This window comes from Streptomyces sp. RPA4-2 (assembly GCF_012273515.2).
GTDB classification, from domain to species: Bacteria; Actinomycetota; Actinomycetes; order Streptomycetales; family Streptomycetaceae; genus Streptomyces; species Streptomyces kaempferi.
This window is the reverse complement of record NZ_CP050975.2, coordinates 3,170,902-3,192,659: the sequence shown is the minus strand read 5'-3', so window position 1 is coordinate 3,192,659 and position 21,758 is coordinate 3,170,902. Positions and strand designations below refer to the sequence as shown.

The following is a 21,758-nucleotide window of genomic DNA, read 5'->3' as shown; positions in this document are numbered from 1 at the left end:
CGAACACCCACGGGGGATGCGTTGGAACTCGCCCAGGTACGGCTGCTCGTCGCCGACTTCCCGGCCTGTTACCGCTTCTACGCCGAAGTCCTCGGCCTCAAGCCCCAGTCGGGGGCGGCCGAGGGACCGTACGAGAAGTTCAGCGCCGCCACCGGCTCCGCGGGCATCGCCCTCCAGGACCGCGCCATGATGGCCCGGATCCTCGGTGAGCTGGGCGATTCGGCGACGGGACACCGCTCCCTGGTCGTCCTGCGCGTCGACGACCTCGACGCCTACTGCGCCGGTGTCGTCTCGCGCGGCGGCGTCATCGCCCACGGCCCCGCTCCGATGACCGACCGCATGCGCGTGGCCCATCTCAAGGACCCGGAGGGCAACCTCGTGGAGCTTCAGGAGTGGCTGCTCCTGCGCAACTGAGGCGCACCGGCGTACCTGCCGCCCGCCCGCCGGGGCAAGTGATCCAAACCCCTTTCCGGGTGAGCTGTCGCTGCATAGGGTGATCGGGTGACACAGTCTGCATCGTCCGTATCATCCGGCTACCTCCGTTTCCCGCATCTGCGTGGCGATCTGGTCGCGTTCACCGCCGAGGACGACGTCTGGGTCGCTCCCCTCGACGGCGGCGGCCGTGCCTGGCGGGTCAGCGCCGACAACGTCCCGGTGAACCACCCACGTATCTCGCCCGACGGTGAGAGCGTCGCCTGGACCTCCACCCGGGACGGCGCGCCCGAGGTGCACGTGGCCCCGCTGGAGGGCGGAGCGGCCAGACGGCTCACGTACTGGGGCAATCCGCGGACCCAGGTGCGCGGCTGGACCCCGGACGGCCACGTGCTCGCCCTCAGCGCCCAGGGCCAGGCGAGCCTGCGGCGCAGCTGGGCGCGGGCCGTCCCGCTCGACGGCGGTCCCGCCACCACCCTTCCCTACGGGCCGGTCGGCGACGTCGCGCACGGCGGGCCGGGCGTGCTCCTCCTGTCCGCCCCGATGGGACGCGAGGCCGCCTGGTGGAAGCGGTACCGCGGCGGCACGGCGGGCAAGCTGTGGATCGACCGCGAGGGCGACGGCGAGTTCGTACGCCTGCACGAGGATCTGGACGGGAACCTCGAATACCCCCTGTGGGCAGGGGAGCGGCTCGCGTTCCTGTCCGACCACGAAGGGGTCGGGGCCCTCTACTCGTCCCTCGCCGACGGCTCCGACCTGCGCCGCCACACGCCCCTCGACGGTTTTTACGCCCGGCACGCGGCGACCGACGGCACCCGGGTCGTCTACGCGTCCGCCGGTGAACTGTGGCTGCTCGACGACCTGGACGGCGCCGAGCCGCGCAGGCTCGACATCCGGCTCGGCGGACAGCGCGTCGACCAGCAGCCGCACCCCGTCAGCGCGTCCCGCTGGTTCTCGGCCGCCGCGCCCGACCACACCGGACGCGGCAGCGCGGTCTCCGTGCGCGGCTCCGTCCACTGGATCACCCACCGCTCGGGTCCGGCCCGCGCGCTCGCCACCCGGCCCGGCGTGCGCGCCCGGCTGCCGCGCACCTTCCGGGTGGACGGCGAGGAGCACGTCGTGTGGGTGACCGACGCGGCGGGCGACGACGCGCTGGAGTTCGCCCCGGCGACCGGGACCGCCCCCGGAGCGACCCCGCGCCGGCTCGCCGCCGGGCAGCTCGGCCGCGTCCTCGGGCTCGCCATGGCACCCGACGGCAGCCGCGCCGCCGTCGCCTCGCACGACGGACGGGTGCTGCTCGTCGAGCGGGAGACCGGCGAGGTGCGCGAGGTCGACCGCAGCACCGACGGGGACGTCAGCGGGCTGGTCTTCTCGCCGGACTCGGCGTGGCTCGCCTGGTCGCACCCCGGCCCGCGTCCGCTGCGCCAGCTGAAACTGGCGAACACCGCGGACCTGTCGGTCACCGAGGCGACGCCGCTGCGCTTCCGTGACTACGCGCCCGCGTTCACCCTCGACGGCAAGCACCTCGCCTTCCTCTCCGCGCGCTCCTTCGACCCGGTCTACGACGAACACGTCTTCGACCTGGCGTTCGTGGAGGGATCCCGCCCGTACCTGATCACGCTGGCCGCGACCACCCCCTCCCCCTTCGGACCGCAGCGGCACGGCCGTGCCTTCGAGGCCCCCGAGAGCCGCGGGGCCGAGACGCCCGACAGCGAGGGCACCCCCGCGACCCGGATCGACCTCGAAGGGCTCGGCGACCGGATCGTCCCGTTCCCCGTCGAGGCCGCCCGCTACTCGACGCTGCGGGCCGCCAAGGACGGGCTGCTGTGGCTGCGCCACCCGGTCCGCGGTGTGCTCGGCGCCTCCCGCGCCACCCCGGACGACCCGGACCCGAAGACCGAGCTGGAGCGGTACGACCTGGCCCAGCACCGCATCGAGCATCTCGCCGCGGACGCCGACCACTTCGCCGTCACCGGCGACGGCAAGCGGGTCCTGCTGTGGACCGACGGCAAGCTCAAGCTCGTCCCCAGCGACCGGCGCGCCTCGAACGACGACGAGAGCGACACCAACATCACCGTCGACCTCTCGCGGATCCGTCAGACGGTCGACCCGGCCGCCGAGTGGCGCCAGATGTACGACGAGACGGGCCGCCTGATGCGGGACAACTTCTGGCGGCCCGATCTGGGCGGGGCCGACTGGGGGGACGTACTCGACCGCTACCGCCCGCTCCTCGACCGGATCGCCACCCACGACGACCTGGTGGACCTGCTCTGGGAGGTGCAGGGCGAGCTGGGCACCTCGCACGCGTATGTGATCCCGCGCGGCGGCTGGAGCGGCGGCGACCGGGCGCAGGGACTGCTCGGGGCGGACATCTCCCGTCACGAGGACGGCAGTTGGCGTATCGACCGGATCCTCCCCTCGGAGACCTCCGACCCCGACGCGCGGGCACCGCTCGCCGCGCCCGGGGTCGCGGTGCGGGCCGGGGACGCGATCGTCCAGGTCGGCGGGCAGCCGGTGGACCCGGTGGCCGGTCCCGGGCCGCTGCTGGTGGGCACGGCGGGCAAGCCGGTCGAGCTGACGGTCTCCCCGTCCGGCGGCGGTGACCCCCGGCACGCGGTGGTCGTCCCGCTCGCCGACGAGGAGGCGCTGCGCTACCACGCGTGGGTCGCGGACCGGCGGGCGTACGTCCACGAGCGCTCCGGGGGCCGGCTGGGGTATCTGCACGTGCCGGACATGGTCGGCTCCGGGTGGGCGCAGCTCCACCGAGACCTGCGGATCGAGGTGGCCCGGGAGGGGCTGGTCGTGGACGTGCGGGAGAACCGCGGCGGCCACACCTCCCAGCTGGTCGTCGAGAAGCTCGCCCGGCGGATCGTGGGCTGGGACCTGCCGCGCGGGATGCGGCCGTACAGCTATCCGGAGGACGCGCCGCGCGGCCCCGTCGTCGCCGTGGCCAACGAGTTCTCCGGCTCGGACGGGGACATCGTCAACGCGGCGGTCAAGGCGCTCGGGATCGGTCCGGTGGTGGGCACGCGCACCTGGGGCGGGGTGATCGGCATCGACAGCCGCTACCGGCTCGTCGACGGCACCCTTGTCACCCAGCCCAAGTACGCGTTCTGGCTGGAGGGGTACGGGTGGGGCGTGGAGAACTACGGCGTCGACCCGGACATCGAGGTCGTCCAGACCCCGCAGGACCACGCCGCCGGCCGCGACGTCCAGCTGGACGAGGCGATCCGGATCGCGCTGGCGGCCCTGGAGGAGAACCCGGCGAAGACCCCGCCGTCACTGCCGGAGCTGGGCTGACGGAGGTGCCGATAGCATGCACGGCGTAATGATCGGCGCCGTGCACGGCGCGGTGGTCGGCGCCGTGCGGGACGCGGGGACCGACGCCGTCCGGGACACCGGGGCCGGCCGGCACGAGGAGGGACACGCATGGCGGGAGAACCGCAGGACGACTGTCTGTTCTGCAAGATCATCGCGGGACAGATCCCGGCGACCGTCGTCCGGGAGAGCGAGACGACCCTCGCCTTCCGCGACATAAACCCGCAGGCGCCCACCCACGTCCTGGTCATCCCCAAGGTGCACCACCCGGACGCGGCGTCGCTGGCGGCCGCCGAGCCCCTGATCGCGGCGGACGTGCTGCGCGAGGCCGGTGGGATCGCGGGCGAGGAGAAGCTGGACAGCTACCGGATCGTGTTCAACACCGGCAGCGGTGCGGGACAGACCGTCTTCCACGCGCACGCGCACCTGCTCGGTGGCCGCGGCATGCAGTGGCCACCGGGGTGACCGGCCTTGTCCGTACGTGAACTGGTGGTCCTCGGCACCGCCAGCCAGGTCCCGACCCGGCACCGCAACCACAATGGCTATCTGCTGCGCTGGGACGGGGAGGGGCTGCTCTTCGACCCCGGCGAGGGCACCCAGCGGCAGATGCTGCGGGCCGGGGTCGCCGCGCACGACCTGCACCGGATCTGCGTCACGCACTTCCACGGCGACCACTCGCTCGGGCTCGCCGGGGTGATCCAGCGCGTCAACCTCGACCGCGTGCCGCACGAGGTCACCGCGCACTTCCCCCGTTCCGGTCAGAGCTTCTTCGACCGGTTGCGGTACGCCACCGCCTACCGCGAGACCGTCGCGCTCACCGAGGCGCCGGTCGACACGGACGGCGTGCTCGCGGCCACGGCCTCGTACACCCTGGAGGCCCGCAGGCTCTCCCACCCCGTGGAGTCCTTCGGATACCGGCTGGTCGAGCCGGACGGACGGCGGATACTGCCCGAGCGGCTCGCCGCGCACGGCATCAAGGGGCCGGACGTCGGACGGATCCAGCGCGAGGGAGCCCTGGCCGGAGTCCGTCTGGACGACGTCAGCGAGGTGCGGCGCGGACAGCGGTTCGCGTTCGTCATGGACACCCGGCTGTGCGAGGGGGTGGACGCCCTCGCCGAGGGCTGCGACCTGCTCGTCATCGAGTCGACGTTCCTGGACGAGGACCACCGGCTCGCCTCCGACCACGGGCACCTGACGGCCGGTCAGGCGGCCCGGGTGGCACGCGACGCGGGCGTACGGCATCTGGTGCTCACGCACTTCAGTCAGCGGTACTCCGATCCCGAGGAGTTCGAGCGGCAGGCGCGGGCCGCCGGGTTCGACGGGGAGCTGACCGTGGCGCACGATCTGATGCGGGTGCCGGTTCCGAAGCGCTCATAAATCGCCCGTACCATGCTTTGATGCCCCTCCCCAAAGCAGAACTGCACCTCCATGTCGAAGGCACCCTGGAGCCCGAGCTCGCCTTCGAGCTCGCCGCGCGCAACGGCGTGACGCTGCCGTACGCGGACACCGAGGAGCTGCGCAAGGCGTACCTCTTCGACGATCTCCAGTCGTTCCTGAACCTGTACTACGAGCTGATGGCCGTACTGCGGACCGAGCAGGACTTCGCCGACCTGGCCGACGCCTATCTCGCGCGGGCCGCGGCGCAGGGCGTGCGGCACGCGGAGATCTTCTTCGACCCGCAGGCCCACCTGGCGCGCGGGGTCGGGATGGGGACGGTCGTCGAGGGGCTGTCCCGCGCGCTCTCCCGCAGCGAGGAAACGCACGGCGTCTCCACCCAGCTGATCATGTGCTTCCTGCGCGACGAGTCCGCCGAGTCGGCGATGGCGACGCTGGACGCCGCGCGGCCGTACCTCGACCGGATCGTCGGCATCGGCCTCGACTCGGCGGAGGTCGGACACCCGCCGGTCAAGTTCCGCGAGGTGTACGAGGCGGCCGCCGCCCTCGGGCTGCGACGCGTCGCGCACGCGGGCGAGGAGGGGCCGCCCGCGTACATCACCGAGGCGCTGGACGTCCTCGGGGTCGAGCGCATCGACCACGGGCTGCGCTGCATGGAGGACCCCGAGCTCGTCGAGCGGCTGGTCCGGGACAGGGTGCCGCTGACGCTCTGTCCGCTGTCGAACGTACGGCTGCGCGCCGTGGACGTCCTGGAGGACCACCCCCTGCCCGCCATGCTGGACGCCGGGCTCCTGTGCACCGTCAACTCCGACGACCCCGCCTACTTCGGGGGGTACGTCGGTGACACCTTCCACGCGGTGCGCGAGGCGCTCGGGCTGGACCGCGAACGGATGCGGGAACTGGCGCGCAACTCGTTCGTGGCGTCCTTCCTCGACCACGACGAGGAGCGGCGGGCGCGCTACCTCGCCGAGGTCGAGGCGTACGAGTTCGAGTAGAGCCGGTTTGGAGCGGGCCGGTTTGGAGCGGGCCCGCCTGGGGCGGTGCCGCTTCGGGCGGCCCCGCCCGAAGCAGGCCCTCCAGGGGCGATGACGCTCGGGGCGGGAGCCGCTTTGGGCGGGTGCTGCGCTTGAAGTGCAGCCGCTGGGACCGTGCCCGCTTAAGCGGGCCCGCACCCGTCCGGTCCGGGACGCCCCGTCCGGGGGTCAGCCCGGTCCCGCCCGTCCGGGGGTCAGCCCGGTCCGGGCCCCGGTGCCGCCGACGCGGCGGCGGTCTGCCGGGGGCCCGCCGTGCCGTACGCCGCCCGCCGGGCCGCGACGGTCTCCAGCGGGATCTCCACCACGGAGTGCTCCTGCGGGGTGCCGCGCCGGGTGCGCAGGGCCACCGCCGTCATCGGGACGGTGAGCAGCAGCAGGCCGAGCGCCAGGATCACACCCATCCCCGGGTAACCCGTCCACGTGGAGAGGAGACTGCCCGTGAGCGGCCCGCAGGCCGTGCCGAGCGAGGAGGCGGAGCCCACCAGGACCGCCCACCGCCCGCGCTGGTCCAGGGACGCGGCGAGCCCGATCACGTAGGACAGGACGACCGGGTACAGCGTGTTCCAGGCGATCTCGCCGGTCGCGAAGGACGGCAGGTCGTCGGCGGCCGCGCTGAGCGCGATACAGCCCGCGATCAGCGCGGTGCCCGCGCCGATGGGCAGCGCGCGGCCGAGGCGCGGGCCGAGCGCACCCGCCCCGATCACCCCCAGCAGCCCGGCGCCGAGCGCCGCCGCGAAGACCGCTCCGACGGTGACCTCGCTCAGCCCCGCCTGGGTCAGGCCGATACGGCCGCTGACGCCCCACAGGGAGTTCTGGGCGAGGGACCAGCAGAGCATGGCGGCGGCCAGTACGGCCCCGGCGCGGAGGTGCGGAAGCGGGGTGCGGGCACGCGGGGTCCGCGCGGCGGGCGCGCGGGTGGGCAGCCGCCGGGTCGCGGGCAGGACGAGCAGCGCGGTGACGGCGATCGCGGCGAGCGGCTGGCCGTGACCCGGGCCCAGGTGCGGGATCGTCAGATACAGCGTGCCCGCGAGGGCGGAGACGCCGAGCAGACCGAACGTCGTGGTGCGGTGGGGGTCGCGCTCGGCGGCGATCCCGGTGGCGGCGACGGTGGTGATCGTGCCGGAGCCGAGACCGCCGACGATCGCGCCGCCGACGACCAGCGCGAGGGTGGTGGTCAGAGCGGCGGTGCCGTAGCCGACGGCGGCGAGCAGCAGCCCGGCGCGGGCCAGTCGGCGCGGGCCGAAGCGGTCGACGCGGGAGGCGAGCAGGAAGCCCGCCGTCGCCGAACTCAGCAGCAGGACGCTGCCGACGCAACCGGCCTCGGTGGCGGAGAGGGGGAGACCCGCGTTCAGTCTGCCGACGGTGGTCGGCAGGAGGTACGGGGCGAGGTACCCGGCCGTGAAAAGGGCGACGAGGGGCCAGGGCATGGTGGTGCGGGAGGACACGGGCGTTCCCAGGGCATGCGAAAGAAGCGGCTCGATGAGGGGGGTTGAGCGGCTGTCGACGGACAGGAACGCGCGGGCAATTTGTATCAAGCGGGTCCGGGTGGGAAACAGGTGGGGCGCCGTGATCTGGATCACGTTCCGTTTGGTGCGGTGAAGGCGGGGTAAACGCGGGGTTTTCCGTCCTCCGGCCCTGCTCGCTCGGAGGACTCGATGCGCGACGAACGCCTCCGCGAGGTCCGCTCCGTCCCGCGAGCCAATTGGTGCACACTGGCCTGAATCCGCACCACCTCAGGGAGCGCACCGTGATCGCGTCCGACGGAGAGCGACCGTACTGCCAGGCCCACGTCGACCCGCTCGCCGGTCTGCGCACCTCCCAGGACCCGCCCTGGGACGTCTACCTCACCGGCACCGTCTTCCTCGACATCGTGTTCACGGGGCTCGACTCGGCCCCGGTGCGCGGGACGGAGTCCTGGGCGCGCGGCATGGGGTCGAGCCCCGGCGGGGTGGCGAACATGGCGACGGCGCTGGCCCGGCTCGGCCTGAAGACCTCCCTCGCCGCGGCCTTCGGGGACGACCACTACGGCGAGTACTGCTGGGACGCCCTGGAGCAGGGCGAGGGCATCGACCTCTCCCCGTCGCGCACCGTCTCCGGCTGGCACTCGCCGGTCACCGTGTCCATGGCCTACGAGGGCGAGCGGACGATGGTCAGCCACGGGCACGAGCCGCCGCCGGTGGAGACCGCCCCGGAACACGCCCCCCGCGCGCGGGCCGCCGTCGCCTCCCTGGCCCCCGGCACGCGCGCCCAGTGGATCGCCGAGTCCGCGCGCGCGGGCACCCGGATCTTCGCGGACGTCGGCTGGGACGACACCGGCCGCTGGGACCTCGCGGGCCTCGCGGACCTCGAACACTGCGAGGCGTTCCTGCCGAACGCCGAGGAGGCGATGCGCTACACCGGCGCGCGCTGCCCGCGGGCCGCGGCGCACGCGCTGGCCGAGCACGTACCGCTGGCCGTCGTCACCCTCGGTTCCGAGGGCGCCTACGCCGTGGACGGCCGCACCGGCGAGACCGCCGCGGTCCCGGCCATCGACGTCGAGGCCCTCGACCCCACCGGTGCCGGGGACGTCTTCGTCGCCGGTTTCGTGATGGGCACCCTCGCGGACTGGCCGCTCGCCGACCGCCTCGCCTTCGCCGGCCTCACCGCCGCCCTGTCCGTCCAGGAGTTCGGCGGCTCCCTCTCGGCCCCCGGCTGGTCCGAGATCGCGGCCTGGTGGCGCCGCGTCCAGTCCGTCGACGACCAGGATCCGGCGGCACTGCGCCGGTACGCCTTCCTGGAGGGCCTGCTGCCGGAGGTGACACGGCCGTGGCCGCTGCGGCGGGCGGTGCCGACGATCGGGTTCGGGCGGTCGGTGTGAACCGGGCCCGGGGGAAAGGGCGAGACCGCAGGGAGAGGTGACGAAAAGCCCTACGGCTCTGTCGGTGCGGAGACGTACGCTTGGAACCGCAAGGCTGCCCCCGTGGCAAGCGTGCCGATCAAGGAGGAAAAGCAGGCCTACAGAGCCGGCCCATGACTCAGACACCCACAGCTCACGGCCCCGCCCAGGGGCAGGCACGCGCGCACTTCACCGTCCCGGCCAAGCACCCCATGGTGACTGTTCTGGGTTCCGGAGACGCATTGCTGCGCGTGATCGAGAAGGCCTTCCCGGCGGCCGACATCCACGTCCGGGGCAACGAGATCAGTGCGGTCGGCGACGCCGGTGAAGTCGCCCTCGTCCAGCGCCTGTTCGACGAGATGATGCTGGTGCTCCGTACGGGGCAGCCCATGACGGAGGACGCAGTGGAACGCTCGATCGCCATGCTCAGGGCGAGCGAGAACGGGGAGGGCGACGGCGAGGAGACCCCCGCCGAAGTGCTCACACAGAACATCCTGTCCTCGCGCGGCCGCACCATCCGACCCAAGACGCTCAACCAGAAGCGGTACGTCGACGCCATCGACAAGCACACCATCGTCTTCGGCATCGGCCCCGCCGGCACCGGCAAGACCTACCTCGCGATGGCGAAGGCCGTGCAGGCGCTCCAGTCCAAGCAGGTCAACCGCATCATCCTGACCCGCCCGGCGGTGGAGGCGGGCGAGCGCCTCGGCTTCCTGCCCGGCACGCTCTACGAGAAGATCGACCCCTACCTGCGCCCGCTGTACGACGCGCTGCACGACATGCTCGACCCGGACTCGATCCCCAGGCTGATGGCGGCCGGGACGATCGAGGTCGCGCCCCTGGCGTACATGCGTGGCCGTACGCTCAACGACGCCTTCATCATCCTGGACGAGGCCCAGAACACCAGCGCCGAGCAGATGAAGATGTTCCTCACCCGCCTCGGCTTCGAATCGAAGATCGTGATCACGGGCGACGTGACGCAGGTCGACCTGCCGAACGGGACGCAGTCGGGCCTGCGCCAGGTCCAGGACATCCTGGAGGGCCTCGACGACGTGCACTTCTCACGGCTCACGTCCCACGATGTCGTACGGCACAAGCTGGTCGGCCGTATCGTCGACGCGTACGAGAAGTACGACAGCGAGAACGGCACCGAGAACGGCTCCCGCAAGGGCCGCGGCAACGCCGGACACAAGGGGAAGTAGACCAGCACCAGCATGTCGATCGACGTCAACAACGAGTCCGGAACCGAGGTCGACGAGCAGGCGATCCTCGACATCGCCCGCTACGCGCTCGCACGGATGCGCATCCACCCGCTCTCCGAACTCTCGGTGATCGTCGTGGACGCCGACGCCATGGAGCAGCTCCACATCCAGTGGATGGACCTGCCGGGTCCCACGGACGTCATGTCCTTCCCCATGGACGAGCTGCGCCCGCCGTCCAAGGACGACGACGAGCCGCCGCAGGGCCTGCTCGGTGACATCGTGCTGTGCCCGGAGGTCGCCGAGCAGCAGGGCAAGGACGCGCCGACGCAGCACTCCATGGACGAGGAGCTCCAGCTCCTCACCGTCCACGGAGTGCTGCACCTGCTCGGCTACGACCACGAGGAACCCGACGAGAAGGCCGAGATGTTCGGCCTCCAGGCGGCCATCGTGGACGGCTGGCGCGCGGAGAAGGGCATGACGGGCCCCTCACCGGCCCCGACCGTGTCATGAGTCCTCAACTCGTACTCGGCGCCGTCCTGCTGGTCGTCGTCGCCTGGCTCGCCGCCTGCGCGGAGGCGGGCATCGCGCGCGTCTCCAGCTTCCGCGCCGAGGAGGCCGTACGCGGCGGGCGGCGCGGCAGCGCCAACCTCGCGCAGGTCGCCGCCGACCCGACCCGCTATCTCAACGTGGCGCTGCTCGTCCGCGTGGCCTGCGAGATGGCGGCCGCCGCGCTCGTCACGTACGCCTGCCTGCAGGAGTTCGACAAGACCTGGCAGGCCCTCGGGGTCGCCATCGGCGTCATGGTCCTCGTCTCGTACGTCGCCGTCGGCGTCTCACCGCGCACCATCGGCCGCCAGCACCCGCTGAACACGGCGACCGCCGCCTCGTACGTCCTGCTGCCGCTCGCGCGGATCATGGGCCCGATCCCGTCGCTGCTCATCCTCATCGGCAACGCGCTGACACCCGGCAAGGGCTTCCGGCGCGGCCCCTTCGCCTCCGAGGCCGAGCTGCGCGCACTCGTCGACCTCGCCGAGAAGGAGTCGCTGATCGAGGACGAGGAGCGCCGCATGGTGCACTCCGTCTTCGAACTCGGCGACACCCTCGTACGCGAGGTCATGGTGCCGCGCACCGACCTCGTCGTCATCGAGCGCTACAAGACCATCCGGCAGGCGCTCACGCTGGCCCTGCGCTCCGGCTTCTCGCGCATTCCCGTCACCGGGGAGAGCGAGGACGACATCGTCGGCGTCGTGTACCTGAAGGACCTGGCCCGCAAGACGCACATCAGCCGCGACGCCGAGTCCGAGCTCGTGTCGACGGCCATGCGGCCCGCCACCTTCGTGCCCGACACCAAGAACGCGGGCGATCTGCTGCGCGAGATGCAGCAGGAGCGCAATCACGTCGCCGTCGTCATCGACGAGTACGGCGGCACGGCCGGCATCGTCACCATCGAGGACATCCTGGAGGAGATCGTCGGCGAGATCACCGACGAGTACGACCGTGAACTGCCGCCGGTCCAGGAGCTCGGCGACGACCGCTACCGGGTGACCGCGCGTCTCGACATCGGCGATCTCGGCGAGCTGTACGGCTTCGAGGCGTACGACGACGAGGACGTGGAGACGGTCGGCGGGCTGCTCGCCAAGGCGCTCGGCCGGGTCCCGATCGCCGGTGCCTCCTCCGTCGTCGAGCTGCCTGACGGGCGGGAGCTGCGGCTGACCGCGGAGGCCGCGGCCGGACGCCGGAACAAGATCGTCACGGTGCTCGTCGAACCGGCCGCCACCGCCGAGCCCCGCGAGGAGGAGAAGCCGGAGTGACCCCGCAGCAGCTGCGCGCGTTCTGCCTCTCCTTCAACGCGGCCGTCGAGGAGTTCCCCTTCAACCCGGAGACCTCGGTCTTCAAGGTCCTGGGCAAGCTCTTCGCGCTCTCGAGCCTGGACGCGCGCCCGCTGAAGGTCAACCTCAAGTGCGCCCCGGAGGACGCGATCCGGCTGCGCGGCGAGCACCCCGGACTGATCATCCCCGGCTACCACATGAACAAGCGCCACTGGAACACCGTGACGGCCGACGGCGAGCTGCCGGACCGTATGGTCCGAGAGCTCGTCGAGGACTCGTACGACCTCGTCGTCGCCGGTCTGCCGAAGGCCGAGCGGCTCCGTCTCGACCGCCCCTGAGGACGGGCGGCGAGGGTCGACGCACCCGGTGACGGGACAGGCGTGGACCGCCGCGCGGGCCCCGGGCGGCACTTCGTATGCTCGGTGCATGACCGACAGCAGCGCGCTCGACCCCGAGGACCGCAAGATCGTCACCCTGGCCCGCTCCGCGCGGGCGCGCGGCGGGGTGCCCGAGGGGGCGGCCGTCCGGGACGAGACGGGCCGTACCTATGTCGCCGGCACCGTGGACCTGCCCTCGCTGCGGCTGAGCGCGCTGCGCACGGCGGTGGCGATGGCGGTGGCGTCCGGGGCGACGTCCCTGGAGGCGGCGGCGGTGGTCTCCGTGGCGGAGGCCGTTCCGGAGGAGGACCGTGCGGCTGTACGTGACCTCGGCGGGGCGGATACGCCGGTGTTGCTGGCGGGGCCGGACGGGGCGGTACGCGTGACGGTGACCGCGGGCTGACTCCGTCGGTTGCCCGGCGTCCTTCCGGGGCTGCGCCCCGGCCCCCGGTGGGTTCTTCGGGTGCGGGTGCGTGGCGGCTGGTCGTGCGGTTCCCCGCGCCCCTTCAGGTGTCTTCGGCCGTCCGGTGTCGGAGGGGCGGGTCTGTTTGAGGCCGTGCGGGTGGGTGGGGGCTGGTCGTGCGGTTCCCCGCGCGCCTTCAGGTGTCTTCGGCCGTCCGGTGTCGGAGGGGCGGGTCTGTTTGAGGCCGGACGGGTGGGTGGGGGCTGGTCGTGCAGTTTCCCGCGCGCCTTCAGGTGTCTTCGGCCGTCCGGCGTTGCGGGCGGGGCCTGTTGAGGCCGGACGGGGCGTCGGGTTTCGCGCCCCCCCGGAGGACGAAGAGGGGGCGCGGCTCCGGGGACGGTCAGAAGCCCAGTTTGCGGAGCTGGCGGGGGTCTCGCTGCCAGTCCTTGGCGACCTTCACATGGAGGTCGAGGAAGACCGGTGTGCCCAGCAGCGCCTCGATCTGCTTGCGGGACTTGATCCCGACCTCCTTCAGGCGCTTGCCCTTGGGGCCGATGATGATGCCCTTCTGGCTGGGGCGCTCGATGTAGACGAAGGCGTGGATGTCGAGGAGCGGTCTGTCGGCGGGCCGGTCCTCGCGCGGGAGCATCTCCTCGACGACGACGGCGATGGAGTGCGGAAGCTCGTCGCGTACACCTTCCAGCGCCGCCTCACGGATCAGCTCCGCGACCATGACCTGCTCGGGCTCGTCGGTCAGGTCGCCCTCGGGGTACAGGGCGGGCCCCTCGGGGAGGAGCGGGACGATCAGGTCGGCCAGCAGGCTCACCTGCTGGTCGGCGACGGCCGACACCGGCACGATCTCCGCCCACTCGAATCCCAGCTCCTGACCGAGCTGGTCGATCGCGATGAGCTGCTCGGCGAGCGTCTTGCTGTCCACGAGGTCGGTCTTCGTGACGATCGCGATCTTCGGCGTCTTCTTGATCGACGCCAGCTCCTTCGCGATGAAACGATCCCCCGGGCCGAGCTTCTCGTTCGCGGGCAGGCAGAAGCCGATGACGTCCACTTCGGCCCACGTCGTGCGCACGATGTCGTTGAGGCGCTCGCCCAGCAGGGTGCGCGGCTTGTGCAGACCGGGGGTGTCGACCAGGATCAGCTGGGCGTCGGGGCGGTGCACGATGCCCCGTACCGTGTGCCGCGTGGTCTGCGGCTGGTTCGCGGTGATCGCCACCTTCTGGCCGACCAGAGCATTCGTGAGGGTGGACTTGCCCGCGTTGGGACGGCCCACGAAACAGGCGAAACCGGCGCGATGGGTGGCCTCGGACGGCTCGGATGACTGACTACGAACGCTCATGGCGCCCATTCTCCCTGATCCACGGGCACCTGCCGCACGCCGTGCGCCCCCAGCGCCCGCGGCGAGGTTCCGCAAGCCCCCACGCACTACGGACCGCCCCTCCCGCACGCTTCGGCGCGGGCGTCGGCCGCCGGGCGGACGAGGTGCGCGAACACACCGGCCGCCGCCCCACGGGACACGCCGGAACCGCTTACGATCACGGGGTCCCGGGCCACCGGGCCCCGGTCCCGTCGTCCCTCCCCACCGCGCAGAAGGCCAGGACCCAGGCATGAAGCTCATCACCGCGATCGTCAAGCCGTACCGCCTCGACGAGGTCAAGACCGCTCTGCAGGAACTCGGCGTCCACGGTCTGACCGTGACGGAGGCCAGCGGGTACGGGCGCCAGCACGGGCACACCGAGGTGTACCGCGGCGCCGAGTACCAGGTCGACCTCGTCCCCAAGGTCCGTGTCGAGGTCGTCGTCGAGGACGCGGACGCCGCCCCGGCCGTCGACGCGATCGTCAAGGCCGCGCGGACGGGGAAGATCGGCGACGGGAAGGTGTGGACGGTTCCGGTGGAGACGGTGGTGCGGGTACGGACGGACGAGCGCGGCCCCGACGCCCTCTGAGCGGCCACGGCCGGCCACGGCGCCGCGCCGCTCCGGGCGTCCACGGCCACCCCCGCCCGCCACGCGCCCTGACCACCACGACCGCGCCGCCGATTGCCGCCGCCAGTACCAGGCCCAGTACCAGCCACGGCAGGGCGAGGAAGGACGTGCTCGCGGACTGCCGGGTGCCCTGCGCGCTCGCGGTCAGGGTCACGTCGCCCCAGTCGAGCTGAGGCGCCCCGCGCCACGGCTCGCTCAGCCGTACCCGCTGTCCGGGCAGCAGCTCGGCGGGGATCCTGGTCAGGCCCCGGGACAAAAGCGTCCGCCCGAAGAGACCCTCCGCCCTCAGCCGCACCCTCGGGTCCAGCGTCACGTTGCCCGTGTTGTGGAGGGTGTAGGAGATGGTGGCGGTGCTGGTGCCCGTGCCGGGGACCAGCGGCTGGTGGTGGCTGATACGGACCTTCTCGACGGCGAGGGCGGGGACCGTCGGTCCGCCGACCCGGAGGTAGATCCGGGCGCCGACCGCCCGCTGGACCCCCATCGCGACCGCTCCGGAGCCCGGATCGACCCGTTCGTCGAGAGCGACCAGCGCGCCGGCGTGGTCGCCGGGTTCGGCCCGCTCGGGGACCCGGAGCGTGAACGGGACGGTGACCGAGCCGTGCGCGGGAACCGTCACCCGGGAGCGGGCCGGCCGCGCCCAGGCGCCCACCTCCCGCTGTCTCTCCTTCGCCGTGCGCACCGCGAAGCCCCCGTCGCGCACGGTGTTGTACGCGTCGGCGGCGTAGAGGCGGAAGGAAAGCGGGGCACCGGTCTTGTTGGTGACGGTGACCTTGTCCCTGACCGTGGTGCCGGGGTCGGCGGAGAGGATGAAGTACGGCCGTGCGGAGAGCTGGGTCGCGAACGGGTAGACGGACCAGCTGCCGTTGTCGGCGGCGTACGCGCGCGACGCGGCCGGCGCGAGCAGGACGAGCGGGGCGAGCAGGAGGGACAGGGAGTACAGGAGGACGGACAGCGGGAGGGCATACGGCTTGCGCATGGGTGCGGACCCCCACGGACGAGGTGGACGGGCGGGTGCGCGCCCGGCCACCGGGGTAAGGACGGACCGGTCAGGTGAGCGTCAGCGTGAGCACACCGGCGTACGAGCCCGGCGGGGTGAACGCGGGTACGTCCAGCGACAGGCCCGCGTCGACGGTGAACTCACCGCCGGTGAGGCCCCCGTTGGGGGTGGACGCCAGCGTCGCTCCCGAACTCCCGACCGTGCCGGACGAACCGGCCTGACAGGTGCTCGGACTGCCCGCCTTGGTGCCGCAGGCGGGGCTCCAGCTCAGCCGGCCGGCGTCGATCTTGGCGCCGGGACCGGTGAAGTCGGTGACCTTGCCGGTCAGGGACCAGCCCGCGGGTCCGCCGCGGAAGTCCTTGACGGTCACCGTGCGCAGGGCTCCGTTCGAGGCCCCGCCCTGGCCGAAGTCGACCGCCGACAGCTGGACGGCGTCCCCGGCCTGTGACATCGACAGTGTCCCCGCCTTCACCGTGGTGGTGAGTTTCTGGGCGTTGCCGGGAACGGGCGTGTCGTCGACGACGACGTACGCCGCCGGTCCCGCGCCCTTGTCGTCGCTCCAGCTCGCGCCCTCGTACGCCACCACACCGGTCGTCGTCTTGTCGTTGACGGCCAGCGTGCCGCTGAACGCGCCCTGGGCGTCGGCGGTGGCGGTGGCGGTGTCGGCGGTCTGGGTGGCCCCGGACCGTCCGGCGAGGGTCACGGTGGCGCCCGGGGTGAAGTGGCTGCCGGCGACGGTCACGCTGTCACCGGGCTTCCCGGAGGCCGTGCCGAGCGTGAGGGCACGGGTGTTGGTCTGGCTCCCGTCCGTCGCGGTGACCGTGTCGGAGACCGGAGCGGGCGGGTTGGTGACCGTGCACGGGGTGTCGAGTTCCAGGATGTAACTGGTGTGGATGTTGTAGTCGCCGGGCGAGAGCGTGATGGCGCCCGGCGCGGTGACCGTGAAGGTGCCGGTCATGCTGAACGACGGGAAGGGGGCGTTGCCCGCGACCGGGTCGTTCTTCTTGGGGCCCGCGACGGTGATGGAGCCCGTCTGGGCCCCGCCGAGGGTGACCTTGCCGGTGGGCGTCATGATGTCGGCCGGCAGGTTGATGGCGGTGGGGTTGCTCGCGGCGGGCGTGACCACCTTGTACGTGACGGTGACGGTGTCACCGACCTTGGGCGTGGCGTTGTCCACCGAGACCACCGCGGTGGTGGTGCCGTCGATCGGGGGGATGCCCGCGATCGCCGGCGGGATGCAGTGCGTGGCGAAGTCCACGTTCTGGGATTCCGTGGACACGGCTCCGGCCGGGGCGGCCAGCGCCCCGCCCGCGGTGACCGCCAGCGCGGTCGCCCCGAGCAGCGCCGCCCAGCGGCGTCTTCGGGTTGTCGAACCCGTGGTTCCCATGGTTGTTGCCCCCTCCTGAGGGATGCGGGCGCAGCGGCTCGTCCGCGCCGACAGGGGGCCATTGACGTGCGGGCCGTGAGAGAAGTCAATGGAACGCCGGGCCATCAACTGATGGCCCATCAGGTTGTGTCAAGGTCACCGGACCAGCCGGTCCGCGGACGCGCCGGGCGTGCGGACCGGTGCCGCTGCGCGCGGGCGGCACCGGCCCTCACCTGCGCGGGAGGAGGATCAGTCGAAGACGAACGGGCCCGGTGACTGCGGCGCGTCCGCGGTGCACGAGATGGTGATGCCGAAGACGACCATCCGCAGGGAGCCGCCGTACACGTCCAGGCTGTCCCCGGAGGCGACGGTGCCGTCGAGCGGACCCACGGAGACTCCGCCGCCGGCCGCGATGGCGGGGTTCCTCGTGCCGGTGAACGCGGTGGTGCCGCCCCCGGCCTTCGTCAGCGTCAGCGTGGAGGCGATCGAGTCCTGCGCCAGGGGGAGCGGGGAGGTGATCGAGGTGGAGCTGAGGGTCATCGTCGCGGCCGTGCCGTCCTGGGTGGCCGTGAGGGTGGCCGCACCGCCGCCGCCGAGTGTGCAGGTGGCGTCGATGGTGGCGGTCAGCGGGCTGACGGCCGCGGCGGTCGGCGCGAGGGCGAGGCCGGTCGCGGCGAGGGTGCAGGCGGCCGCCGCCGCCGTGATGCCCAGCTGTTTGCGTCTCATCGGGTTCCCTTCCCTGGTACGGGAATTGCCATGGGGGGATGGAGGGACGGCACCGGTGTCCCCGGTGCCGGGCACACGGACGCGTGACCGGGGCTCCGGTGCGGGTGCGGAGAGACGTGTACGCGGACCGTCCGTGAGCGGGGTGCGGGATGCCGCTCGGCGTATCTGACGGGCCGTCGGAATGTGCGGTTCCATTGATGCGCGAGCGGCGTGGGATGGCAAGGGAGACCCGGGGGATTCCTCGGCGGGGCGGCGAAAGTGGCCGAAGTCCATCGGTCCGCGGAGCACGGTCGGCGGCCGGTGCCCCCCGGTCACTCCACGGGTTCCGCGATCAGGGCCGTGGCCACGCGCCGGAAGCCCAGGCGGGCGTACATACGGGCCACGTCGTCGTCCCCGGCCGACAGGAACACGGTGTCGACGCCCCGCTCGCGCGCGTCCGCCACCAGCGCGGCGGTGACACCCGAGGCCAGACCGCGGCGGCGTGCGGCCGGCAGGGTGCCGACCCCGACGATCTCGCTCACGCGGCCGACGGGGAGGTGCATCCCGGAGCAGAGCGCGACGCCCTCCCCGACCGCCGCGGCAAGAACGCCGCGGCCCGCCCGGATACGGTCCGCGGCGGCGGAAACCTCCCCCGCGCGGGCGGTGATCTCGGCGGCCAGTGCCTCGGCCCCGGCCTCGCCCACCGCGGTGCCGGGCGCCGCGAAGGCGAGGTGCGGCACCGCCAACGCGCCCGCGAGGAAGGGGTCTTCGGGCCCCAGGACGCGGACCAGTGGGTGCGGGCCGGGCAGCGGGGCGTCCTGGTCGCGGATCATCAGGGGGTGCGCGTGCACCCGTAGCCCACTCGCCTCGACGGCCGCGCGCAGGCCGGGCGTCACCTCCGCCACCCACTCGAAGGCCTCGGGCACCTCCAGCTCGCGCTGCCGCGCCCGCACCCGGTCCACGTCCGCGACGGTGGCCCCCGGACCCGTCCGGTCGAGCGTGGGGCGCGCGTAGTACGGCCAGCCGGCCGTCTCCCGCACGAAGAGGGTCAGTGGCCCGAAGTCCTCGGTCCGCGCGGCGGCGCGCGGCACCGCGTCGTAGTAGCGCTCCAGCCGGTCCAGCGGTGTGTGCACGGTGGTCATGACGTCATCCAAGACGAACGGCCCCGTCCGGACACCCGAATTCAGTCGACGCCCCTGATCCGCCGCACCAGCACCGCCCCCGCGAGCCCGATCACCGCCGCCACCAGGTACAGCATCCGGTAGCCACCCAGGTACGTCACGATGGGGGCCGCCAGCGCCGGGGCGGCCACCTGGGGCAGGGCGTTGGCGACGTTGATGACGCCGAGGTCCTTGCCGCGGTCCAGGGCCGTGGGCAGCACGTCCGTCATCAGGGCGAAGTCGACCGAGGTGAAGACGCCGAAACCGACGCCCAGCACCGCCGCCGCGAGGATCGCGCCCGGCCAGGTCTGCCAGCCGGACAGGACCCCCGTGGCGAGCGCCATCAGCACGCCCGACCAGATCACGAACGGCTTGCGGCGGCCCACCCGGTCCGACCACACCCCGCCGACCACGACCGTGGCGAGCAGCGTGACACCGTTGACCGCCGTCAGGATCAGCACACCGTTCTCGGGGTCGCCGTAGTGCAGCCGGTCCCGCAGGTAGTACAGCAGGTAGAGCAGGACGAGGGCGTTGCTGAGGTTGATCAGGAAGCGGGTCAGCCAGGCCCAGGCCAGGTCCGGATGGTCGCGGGGGCTCAGCCGGAAGGAGGCGGCGAAGGAGCGCCCCGACCAGGGCGGCCGGTGGGCGGGGGGCAGCCGCAGGTCGGGGAAGCGCAGCACGTACGGCAGTACGCCCACCAGCGTGAACACCGCGCAGGCCGCGTAGCCGCCGCCCACGCCCCCGGCCACGGTCGCCAGGCCCGTCCCGCCGACCACGCCCAGGATCTGCGCCGCGCCCAGCCAGCCGCCCACCGAGCCCCGCTGGAGCCGGGGCACCCGGTCGGGGACGGCCGCCGTGACCGCGGCGAAGGCGGCGTTCAGGGTCAGCTGGACCAGGCACCAGCCCAGCGCCATCGTCCAGATCCCGCCGGCCCCCGCCAGGAGCAGCAGCGAGAGGGCGCCGCCCGCGGACCCGGCCACGATCCACGGCGTACGGCGGCCCCGGCGGGCGGTGGTCCGGTCGGAGAGCGCGCCGAAGACGGGGTTGGCGACCAGCGACACGACCGCGCCCGCGCCGGTCACCCACGCCAGCATCGTCTCCTTGGACAGGCCGGTGCCGGGTGCGAAGTCCTCCGCCTGGGAGGCGAGGAGGATCTGCAGCGGGCCGTACCAGCCCACCCAGATGGCCCCGTTGGCGAGCGAGAGCGCCGAGATCCAGCCCCGGCCGACCCGTTCGACGGGCTCGGCCAGGGCGCTCAGGGGCGTTCCGGCCGGGTCCGCCGCCGTCATCCCCGCGCCCGCAGGGCGTCCCGCAGCCAGGCGTACGACGCCTTCGGGGTGCGCTTTTGCGTGTCGTAGTCGACGTGCACCAGCCCGAAGCGGCGCGCGTACCCCTCCGCCCACTCGAAGTTGTCCAGCAGTGACCACACGAAGTAGCCGCGGACGTCCACGCCCTGCTCCGACGCCCGGTGCAGGGCCCGGACATGACCGTCGAGGAACGCGATCCGTTCCTGGTCGTCGATGCCCTCGTACGAGCAGCCGTTCTCGGTGATGACCACCGGGGGGAGCCGGTCGCCGTATCGCTCGTGGAAGCCCACCAGCAGTTCGGTCAGCGCCTCGGGGACCACCGGCCAGCCGAAGTCCGTGACCGGGTACCCCTCCAGTTCCCTGACCGAGAAGGGGAGTTCGGCGGGCAGGGTCAGTCCGCCGAACTCGATCTCCGTGCCCTGCGGGGCGCCCACCCGGGTCGGCTGGTAGTAGTTGATCCCGTACCAGTCCAGCGGCTCCGCGATCACCTTCAGGTCCGCCTCGACGCCTTCGGGGTGTCCCGGCATCAGCTCACCGATGCCCTCGGGATAGCGGCCCAGCAGCAGCGGGTCCGCGAAGAGCCGGTTGAGCAGGAGGTCGTAGAAGTCCGCGGCCTCCACGTCCTCGGGGCTCCGGGACGCCGCCCAGGTCGGCCCGTGCGAGTTGGCGATCCCGATGTCGGCGGCCCCGGCCGCGCGCAGCGCCCGTACCGCCAGGCCGTGGGCGAGGAGCTGGTGGTGGGCCACCGGCAGCGCGTCGAAGAGCAGCCGCCTGCCGGGGGCGTGCGCCCCGAGCGCGTGGCCCAGCAGGGTGTGTTCGGCGGGCTCGTTCAGGGTGATCCACTTCCGCACGCGGTCACCGAGCCGGGCGGCGACGACACCGGCGTACTCGGCGAAGCGTTCCGCCGTGTCCCGGTTCAGCCAGTCCAGCTCCAGCGGCAGGTCCCAGTGGAAGAGGGTCGGGACGGGGCGCACCCCGGCGGCGCACAGCGCGTCGACGAGCCGGTCGTAGAAGTCGAGGCCGCCGGGGGAGTTGACCCGGGGCCAGGAGACCGAGAAGCGGTACGCGTCCACGCCAAGGTCGGCGAGGAGCGCCACGTCCTCGGGGTAGCGGTGGTAGTGGTCGCAGGCCACCGCAGCGGTCGAGCCGTCCTTGACGCGGCCCGGCTCGGCGGTGAAGGCGTCCCACACCGAGGGGTCGCGCTCCTGGACGGCGCCCTCGATCTGGTGGGCCGAGGTGGACACGCCCCAGAGGAAGCCGGGCGGGAACTGCGGTAGGGGGTTCGTCGCCATGCGCGCGATCATCCTTACCGGCAGTAAAGGAAGTCAACGGGTGGGCGTGAACCACGAGTTGCCGCTTCC

Annotated in this window: 20 protein-coding genes; 12 read left to right on the top strand and 8 right to left on the bottom strand. The window is 72.7% G+C overall.

All coding sequences use genetic code 11. The features are described 5' to 3' along the window. The first annotated feature begins 21 nt into the window (after positions 1 to 21). The 5 genes from HEP85_RS13805 (at position 22) to HEP85_RS13785 (ending at position 6,140) form a co-directional block, all read left to right on the top strand. Entirely contained in the window at positions 22 to 414 is a 393-nt protein-coding gene (locus HEP85_RS13805) for a VOC family protein (RefSeq protein ID WP_168528044.1), read from the top strand. Between the two features lie 87 nt (positions 415 to 501). After that, positions 502 to 3,732 carry a S41 family peptidase gene (locus HEP85_RS13800; protein WP_369657707.1) on the top strand — a complete coding sequence of 1,077 codons (3,231 nt, stop codon included), beginning with the start codon at positions 502 to 504 and terminating at the stop codon, positions 3,730 to 3,732. Between the two features lie 129 nt (positions 3,733 to 3,861). After that, positions 3,862 to 4,215, top strand: a complete 354-nt coding sequence (locus HEP85_RS13795) for a histidine triad nucleotide-binding protein (RefSeq protein ID WP_168528043.1) — start codon at positions 3,862 to 3,864, stop codon at positions 4,213 to 4,215. A gap of 6 nt (positions 4,216 to 4,221) precedes the next feature. After that, positions 4,222 to 5,127: a ribonuclease Z gene (locus HEP85_RS13790; protein WP_168528042.1), complete on the top strand. Its 906-nt coding sequence runs from the start codon at positions 4,222 to 4,224 to the stop codon at positions 5,125 to 5,127. Positions 5,128 to 5,147: 20 nt separating this feature from the next. Then, on the top strand, positions 5,148 to 6,140 hold the full coding sequence (locus tag HEP85_RS13785) for an adenosine deaminase (RefSeq protein ID WP_168528041.1): 993 nt from the start codon (positions 5,148 to 5,150) through the stop codon (positions 6,138 to 6,140). Between the two features lie 233 nt (positions 6,141 to 6,373). Here HEP85_RS13785 and HEP85_RS13780 read toward each other — a convergent pair whose 3' ends face one another. Further along, on the bottom strand, positions 6,374 to 7,624 hold the full coding sequence (locus HEP85_RS13780) for an MFS transporter (protein WP_168528040.1): 1,251 nt from the start codon (positions 7,622 to 7,624) through the stop codon (positions 6,374 to 6,376). A gap of 302 nt (positions 7,625 to 7,926) precedes the next feature. Between HEP85_RS13780 and HEP85_RS13775 the strand changes: the two genes are divergently transcribed. The 6 genes from HEP85_RS13775 (at position 7,927) to HEP85_RS13750 (ending at position 12,865) form a co-directional block, all read left to right on the top strand. Further along, positions 7,927 to 9,036 carry a PfkB family carbohydrate kinase gene (locus HEP85_RS13775; RefSeq protein WP_329287800.1) on the top strand — a complete coding sequence of 370 codons (1,110 nt, stop codon included), beginning with the start codon at positions 7,927 to 7,929 and terminating at the stop codon, positions 9,034 to 9,036. 152 nt (positions 9,037 to 9,188) lie between these two features. Then, complete coding sequence (locus HEP85_RS13770) at positions 9,189 to 10,256, top strand: PhoH family protein (RefSeq protein ID WP_153290687.1); 1,068 nt, start codon at positions 9,189 to 9,191, stop codon at positions 10,254 to 10,256. 12 nt (positions 10,257 to 10,268) lie between these two features. Further along, complete coding sequence (ybeY, locus tag HEP85_RS13765; RefSeq protein ID WP_168528039.1) at positions 10,269 to 10,766, top strand: rRNA maturation RNase YbeY; 498 nt, start codon at positions 10,269 to 10,271, stop codon at positions 10,764 to 10,766. After that, a complete protein-coding gene (locus HEP85_RS13760) occupies positions 10,763 to 12,067 on the top strand; it encodes a hemolysin family protein (protein WP_168528038.1) in 1,305 nt (434 codons plus the stop codon). The genes ybeY and HEP85_RS13760 overlap by 4 nt, the downstream gene beginning before the upstream one ends. Continuing rightward, complete coding sequence (locus HEP85_RS13755) at positions 12,064 to 12,423, top strand: MmcQ/YjbR family DNA-binding protein (RefSeq protein ID WP_168528037.1); 360 nt, start codon at positions 12,064 to 12,066, stop codon at positions 12,421 to 12,423. Before HEP85_RS13760 ends, HEP85_RS13755 begins: the two co-directional genes overlap by 4 nt. Positions 12,424 to 12,511: 88 nt before the next feature. Then, complete coding sequence (locus tag HEP85_RS13750) at positions 12,512 to 12,865, top strand: cytidine deaminase (RefSeq protein WP_168528036.1); 354 nt, start codon at positions 12,512 to 12,514, stop codon at positions 12,863 to 12,865. Positions 12,866 to 13,265: 400 nt separating this feature from the next. On the opposite strand, the gene era is transcribed toward HEP85_RS13750, so the two are convergent. Then, entirely contained in the window at positions 13,266 to 14,225 is a 960-nt protein-coding gene (gene era, locus HEP85_RS13745; RefSeq protein WP_211117950.1) for a GTPase Era, read from the bottom strand. A gap of 259 nt (positions 14,226 to 14,484) precedes the next feature. Here era and HEP85_RS13740 point away from each other — a divergent pair, with 259 nt between their 5' ends. Beyond that, complete coding sequence (locus HEP85_RS13740) at positions 14,485 to 14,823, top strand: P-II family nitrogen regulator (RefSeq protein ID WP_168528034.1); 339 nt, start codon at positions 14,485 to 14,487, stop codon at positions 14,821 to 14,823. Here HEP85_RS13740 and HEP85_RS13735 read toward each other — a convergent pair. The 6 genes from HEP85_RS13735 to HEP85_RS13710 form a co-directional block, all read right to left on the bottom strand. Beyond that, positions 14,717 to 15,838 (bottom strand): DUF916 domain-containing protein, encoded by a 1,122-nt coding sequence (locus HEP85_RS13735; RefSeq protein WP_168528033.1) that lies wholly within the window; start codon positions 15,836 to 15,838, stop codon positions 14,717 to 14,719. The two genes, HEP85_RS13740 and HEP85_RS13735, sit on opposite strands and share 107 nt — an antisense overlap. A gap of 70 nt (positions 15,839 to 15,908) precedes the next feature. Beyond that, the gene (locus HEP85_RS13730) at positions 15,909 to 17,246 is read right to left on the bottom strand and encodes a beta-xylosidase (RefSeq protein WP_168528032.1); all 1,338 of its coding nucleotides are present in this window, start codon (positions 17,244 to 17,246) and stop codon (positions 15,909 to 15,911) included. A 228-nt stretch (positions 17,247 to 17,474) separates the two neighbouring features. Next, a complete protein-coding gene (locus tag HEP85_RS13725; protein WP_168528031.1) occupies positions 17,475 to 17,951 on the bottom strand; it encodes a hypothetical protein in 477 nt (158 codons plus the stop codon). Positions 17,952 to 18,262: 311 nt separating this feature from the next. Next, positions 18,263 to 19,072: a GNAT family N-acetyltransferase gene (locus tag HEP85_RS13720; protein WP_329526309.1), complete on the bottom strand. Its 810-nt coding sequence runs from the start codon at positions 19,070 to 19,072 to the stop codon at positions 18,263 to 18,265. A gap of 41 nt (positions 19,073 to 19,113) precedes the next feature. Continuing rightward, entirely contained in the window at positions 19,114 to 20,379 is a 1,266-nt protein-coding gene (locus tag HEP85_RS13715; protein WP_365219050.1) for an MFS transporter, read from the bottom strand. Continuing rightward, positions 20,376 to 21,689 carry a GH1 family beta-glucosidase gene (locus HEP85_RS13710; protein WP_168528029.1) on the bottom strand — a complete coding sequence of 438 codons (1,314 nt, stop codon included), beginning with the start codon at positions 21,687 to 21,689 and terminating at the stop codon, positions 20,376 to 20,378. The genes HEP85_RS13715 and HEP85_RS13710 overlap by 4 nt, the downstream gene beginning before the upstream one ends. Positions 21,690 to 21,758 lie beyond the last annotated feature (69 nt).

Excerpts from the sequence above, each read along its gene's own strand:
- HEP85_RS13735 (WP_168528033.1), bottom strand. The coding sequence starts at position 15,838 with ATGCGCAAGCCGTATGCCCTCCCGCTGTCCGTCCTCCTGTACTCCCTG.
- HEP85_RS13760 (WP_168528038.1), top strand. The coding sequence starts at position 10,763 with ATGAGTCCTCAACTCGTACTCGGCGCCGTCCTGCTGGTCGTCGTCGCC.
- HEP85_RS13750 (WP_168528036.1), top strand. The coding sequence starts at position 12,512 with ATGACCGACAGCAGCGCGCTCGACCCCGAGGACCGCAAGATCGTCACC.
- ybeY (WP_168528039.1), top strand. The coding sequence starts at position 10,269 with ATGTCGATCGACGTCAACAACGAGTCCGGAACCGAGGTCGACGAGCAG.
- HEP85_RS13730 (WP_168528032.1), bottom strand. The coding sequence starts at position 17,246 with ATGGGAACCACGGGTTCGACAACCCGAAGACGCCGCTGGGCGGCGCTG.
- HEP85_RS13710 (WP_168528029.1), bottom strand. The coding sequence starts at position 21,689 with ATGGCGACGAACCCCCTACCGCAGTTCCCGCCCGGCTTCCTCTGGGGC.
- HEP85_RS13715 (WP_365219050.1), bottom strand. The coding sequence starts at position 20,379 with ATGACGGCGGCGGACCCGGCCGGAACGCCCCTGAGCGCCCTGGCCGAG.
- HEP85_RS13725 (WP_168528031.1), bottom strand. The coding sequence starts at position 17,951 with ATGAGACGCAAACAGCTGGGCATCACGGCGGCGGCGGCCGCCTGCACC.
- HEP85_RS13795 (WP_168528043.1), top strand. The coding sequence starts at position 3,862 with ATGGCGGGAGAACCGCAGGACGACTGTCTGTTCTGCAAGATCATCGCG.
- HEP85_RS13785 (WP_168528041.1), top strand. The coding sequence starts at position 5,148 with ATGCCCCTCCCCAAAGCAGAACTGCACCTCCATGTCGAAGGCACCCTG.
- HEP85_RS13720 (WP_329526309.1), bottom strand. The coding sequence starts at position 19,072 with ATGACCACCGTGCACACACCGCTGGACCGGCTGGAGCGCTACTACGAC.
- era (WP_211117950.1), bottom strand. The coding sequence starts at position 14,225 with ATGGGCGCCATGAGCGTTCGTAGTCAGTCATCCGAGCCGTCCGAGGCC.
- HEP85_RS13770 (WP_153290687.1), top strand. The coding sequence starts at position 9,189 with ATGACTCAGACACCCACAGCTCACGGCCCCGCCCAGGGGCAGGCACGC.
- HEP85_RS13740 (WP_168528034.1), top strand. The coding sequence starts at position 14,485 with ATGAAGCTCATCACCGCGATCGTCAAGCCGTACCGCCTCGACGAGGTC.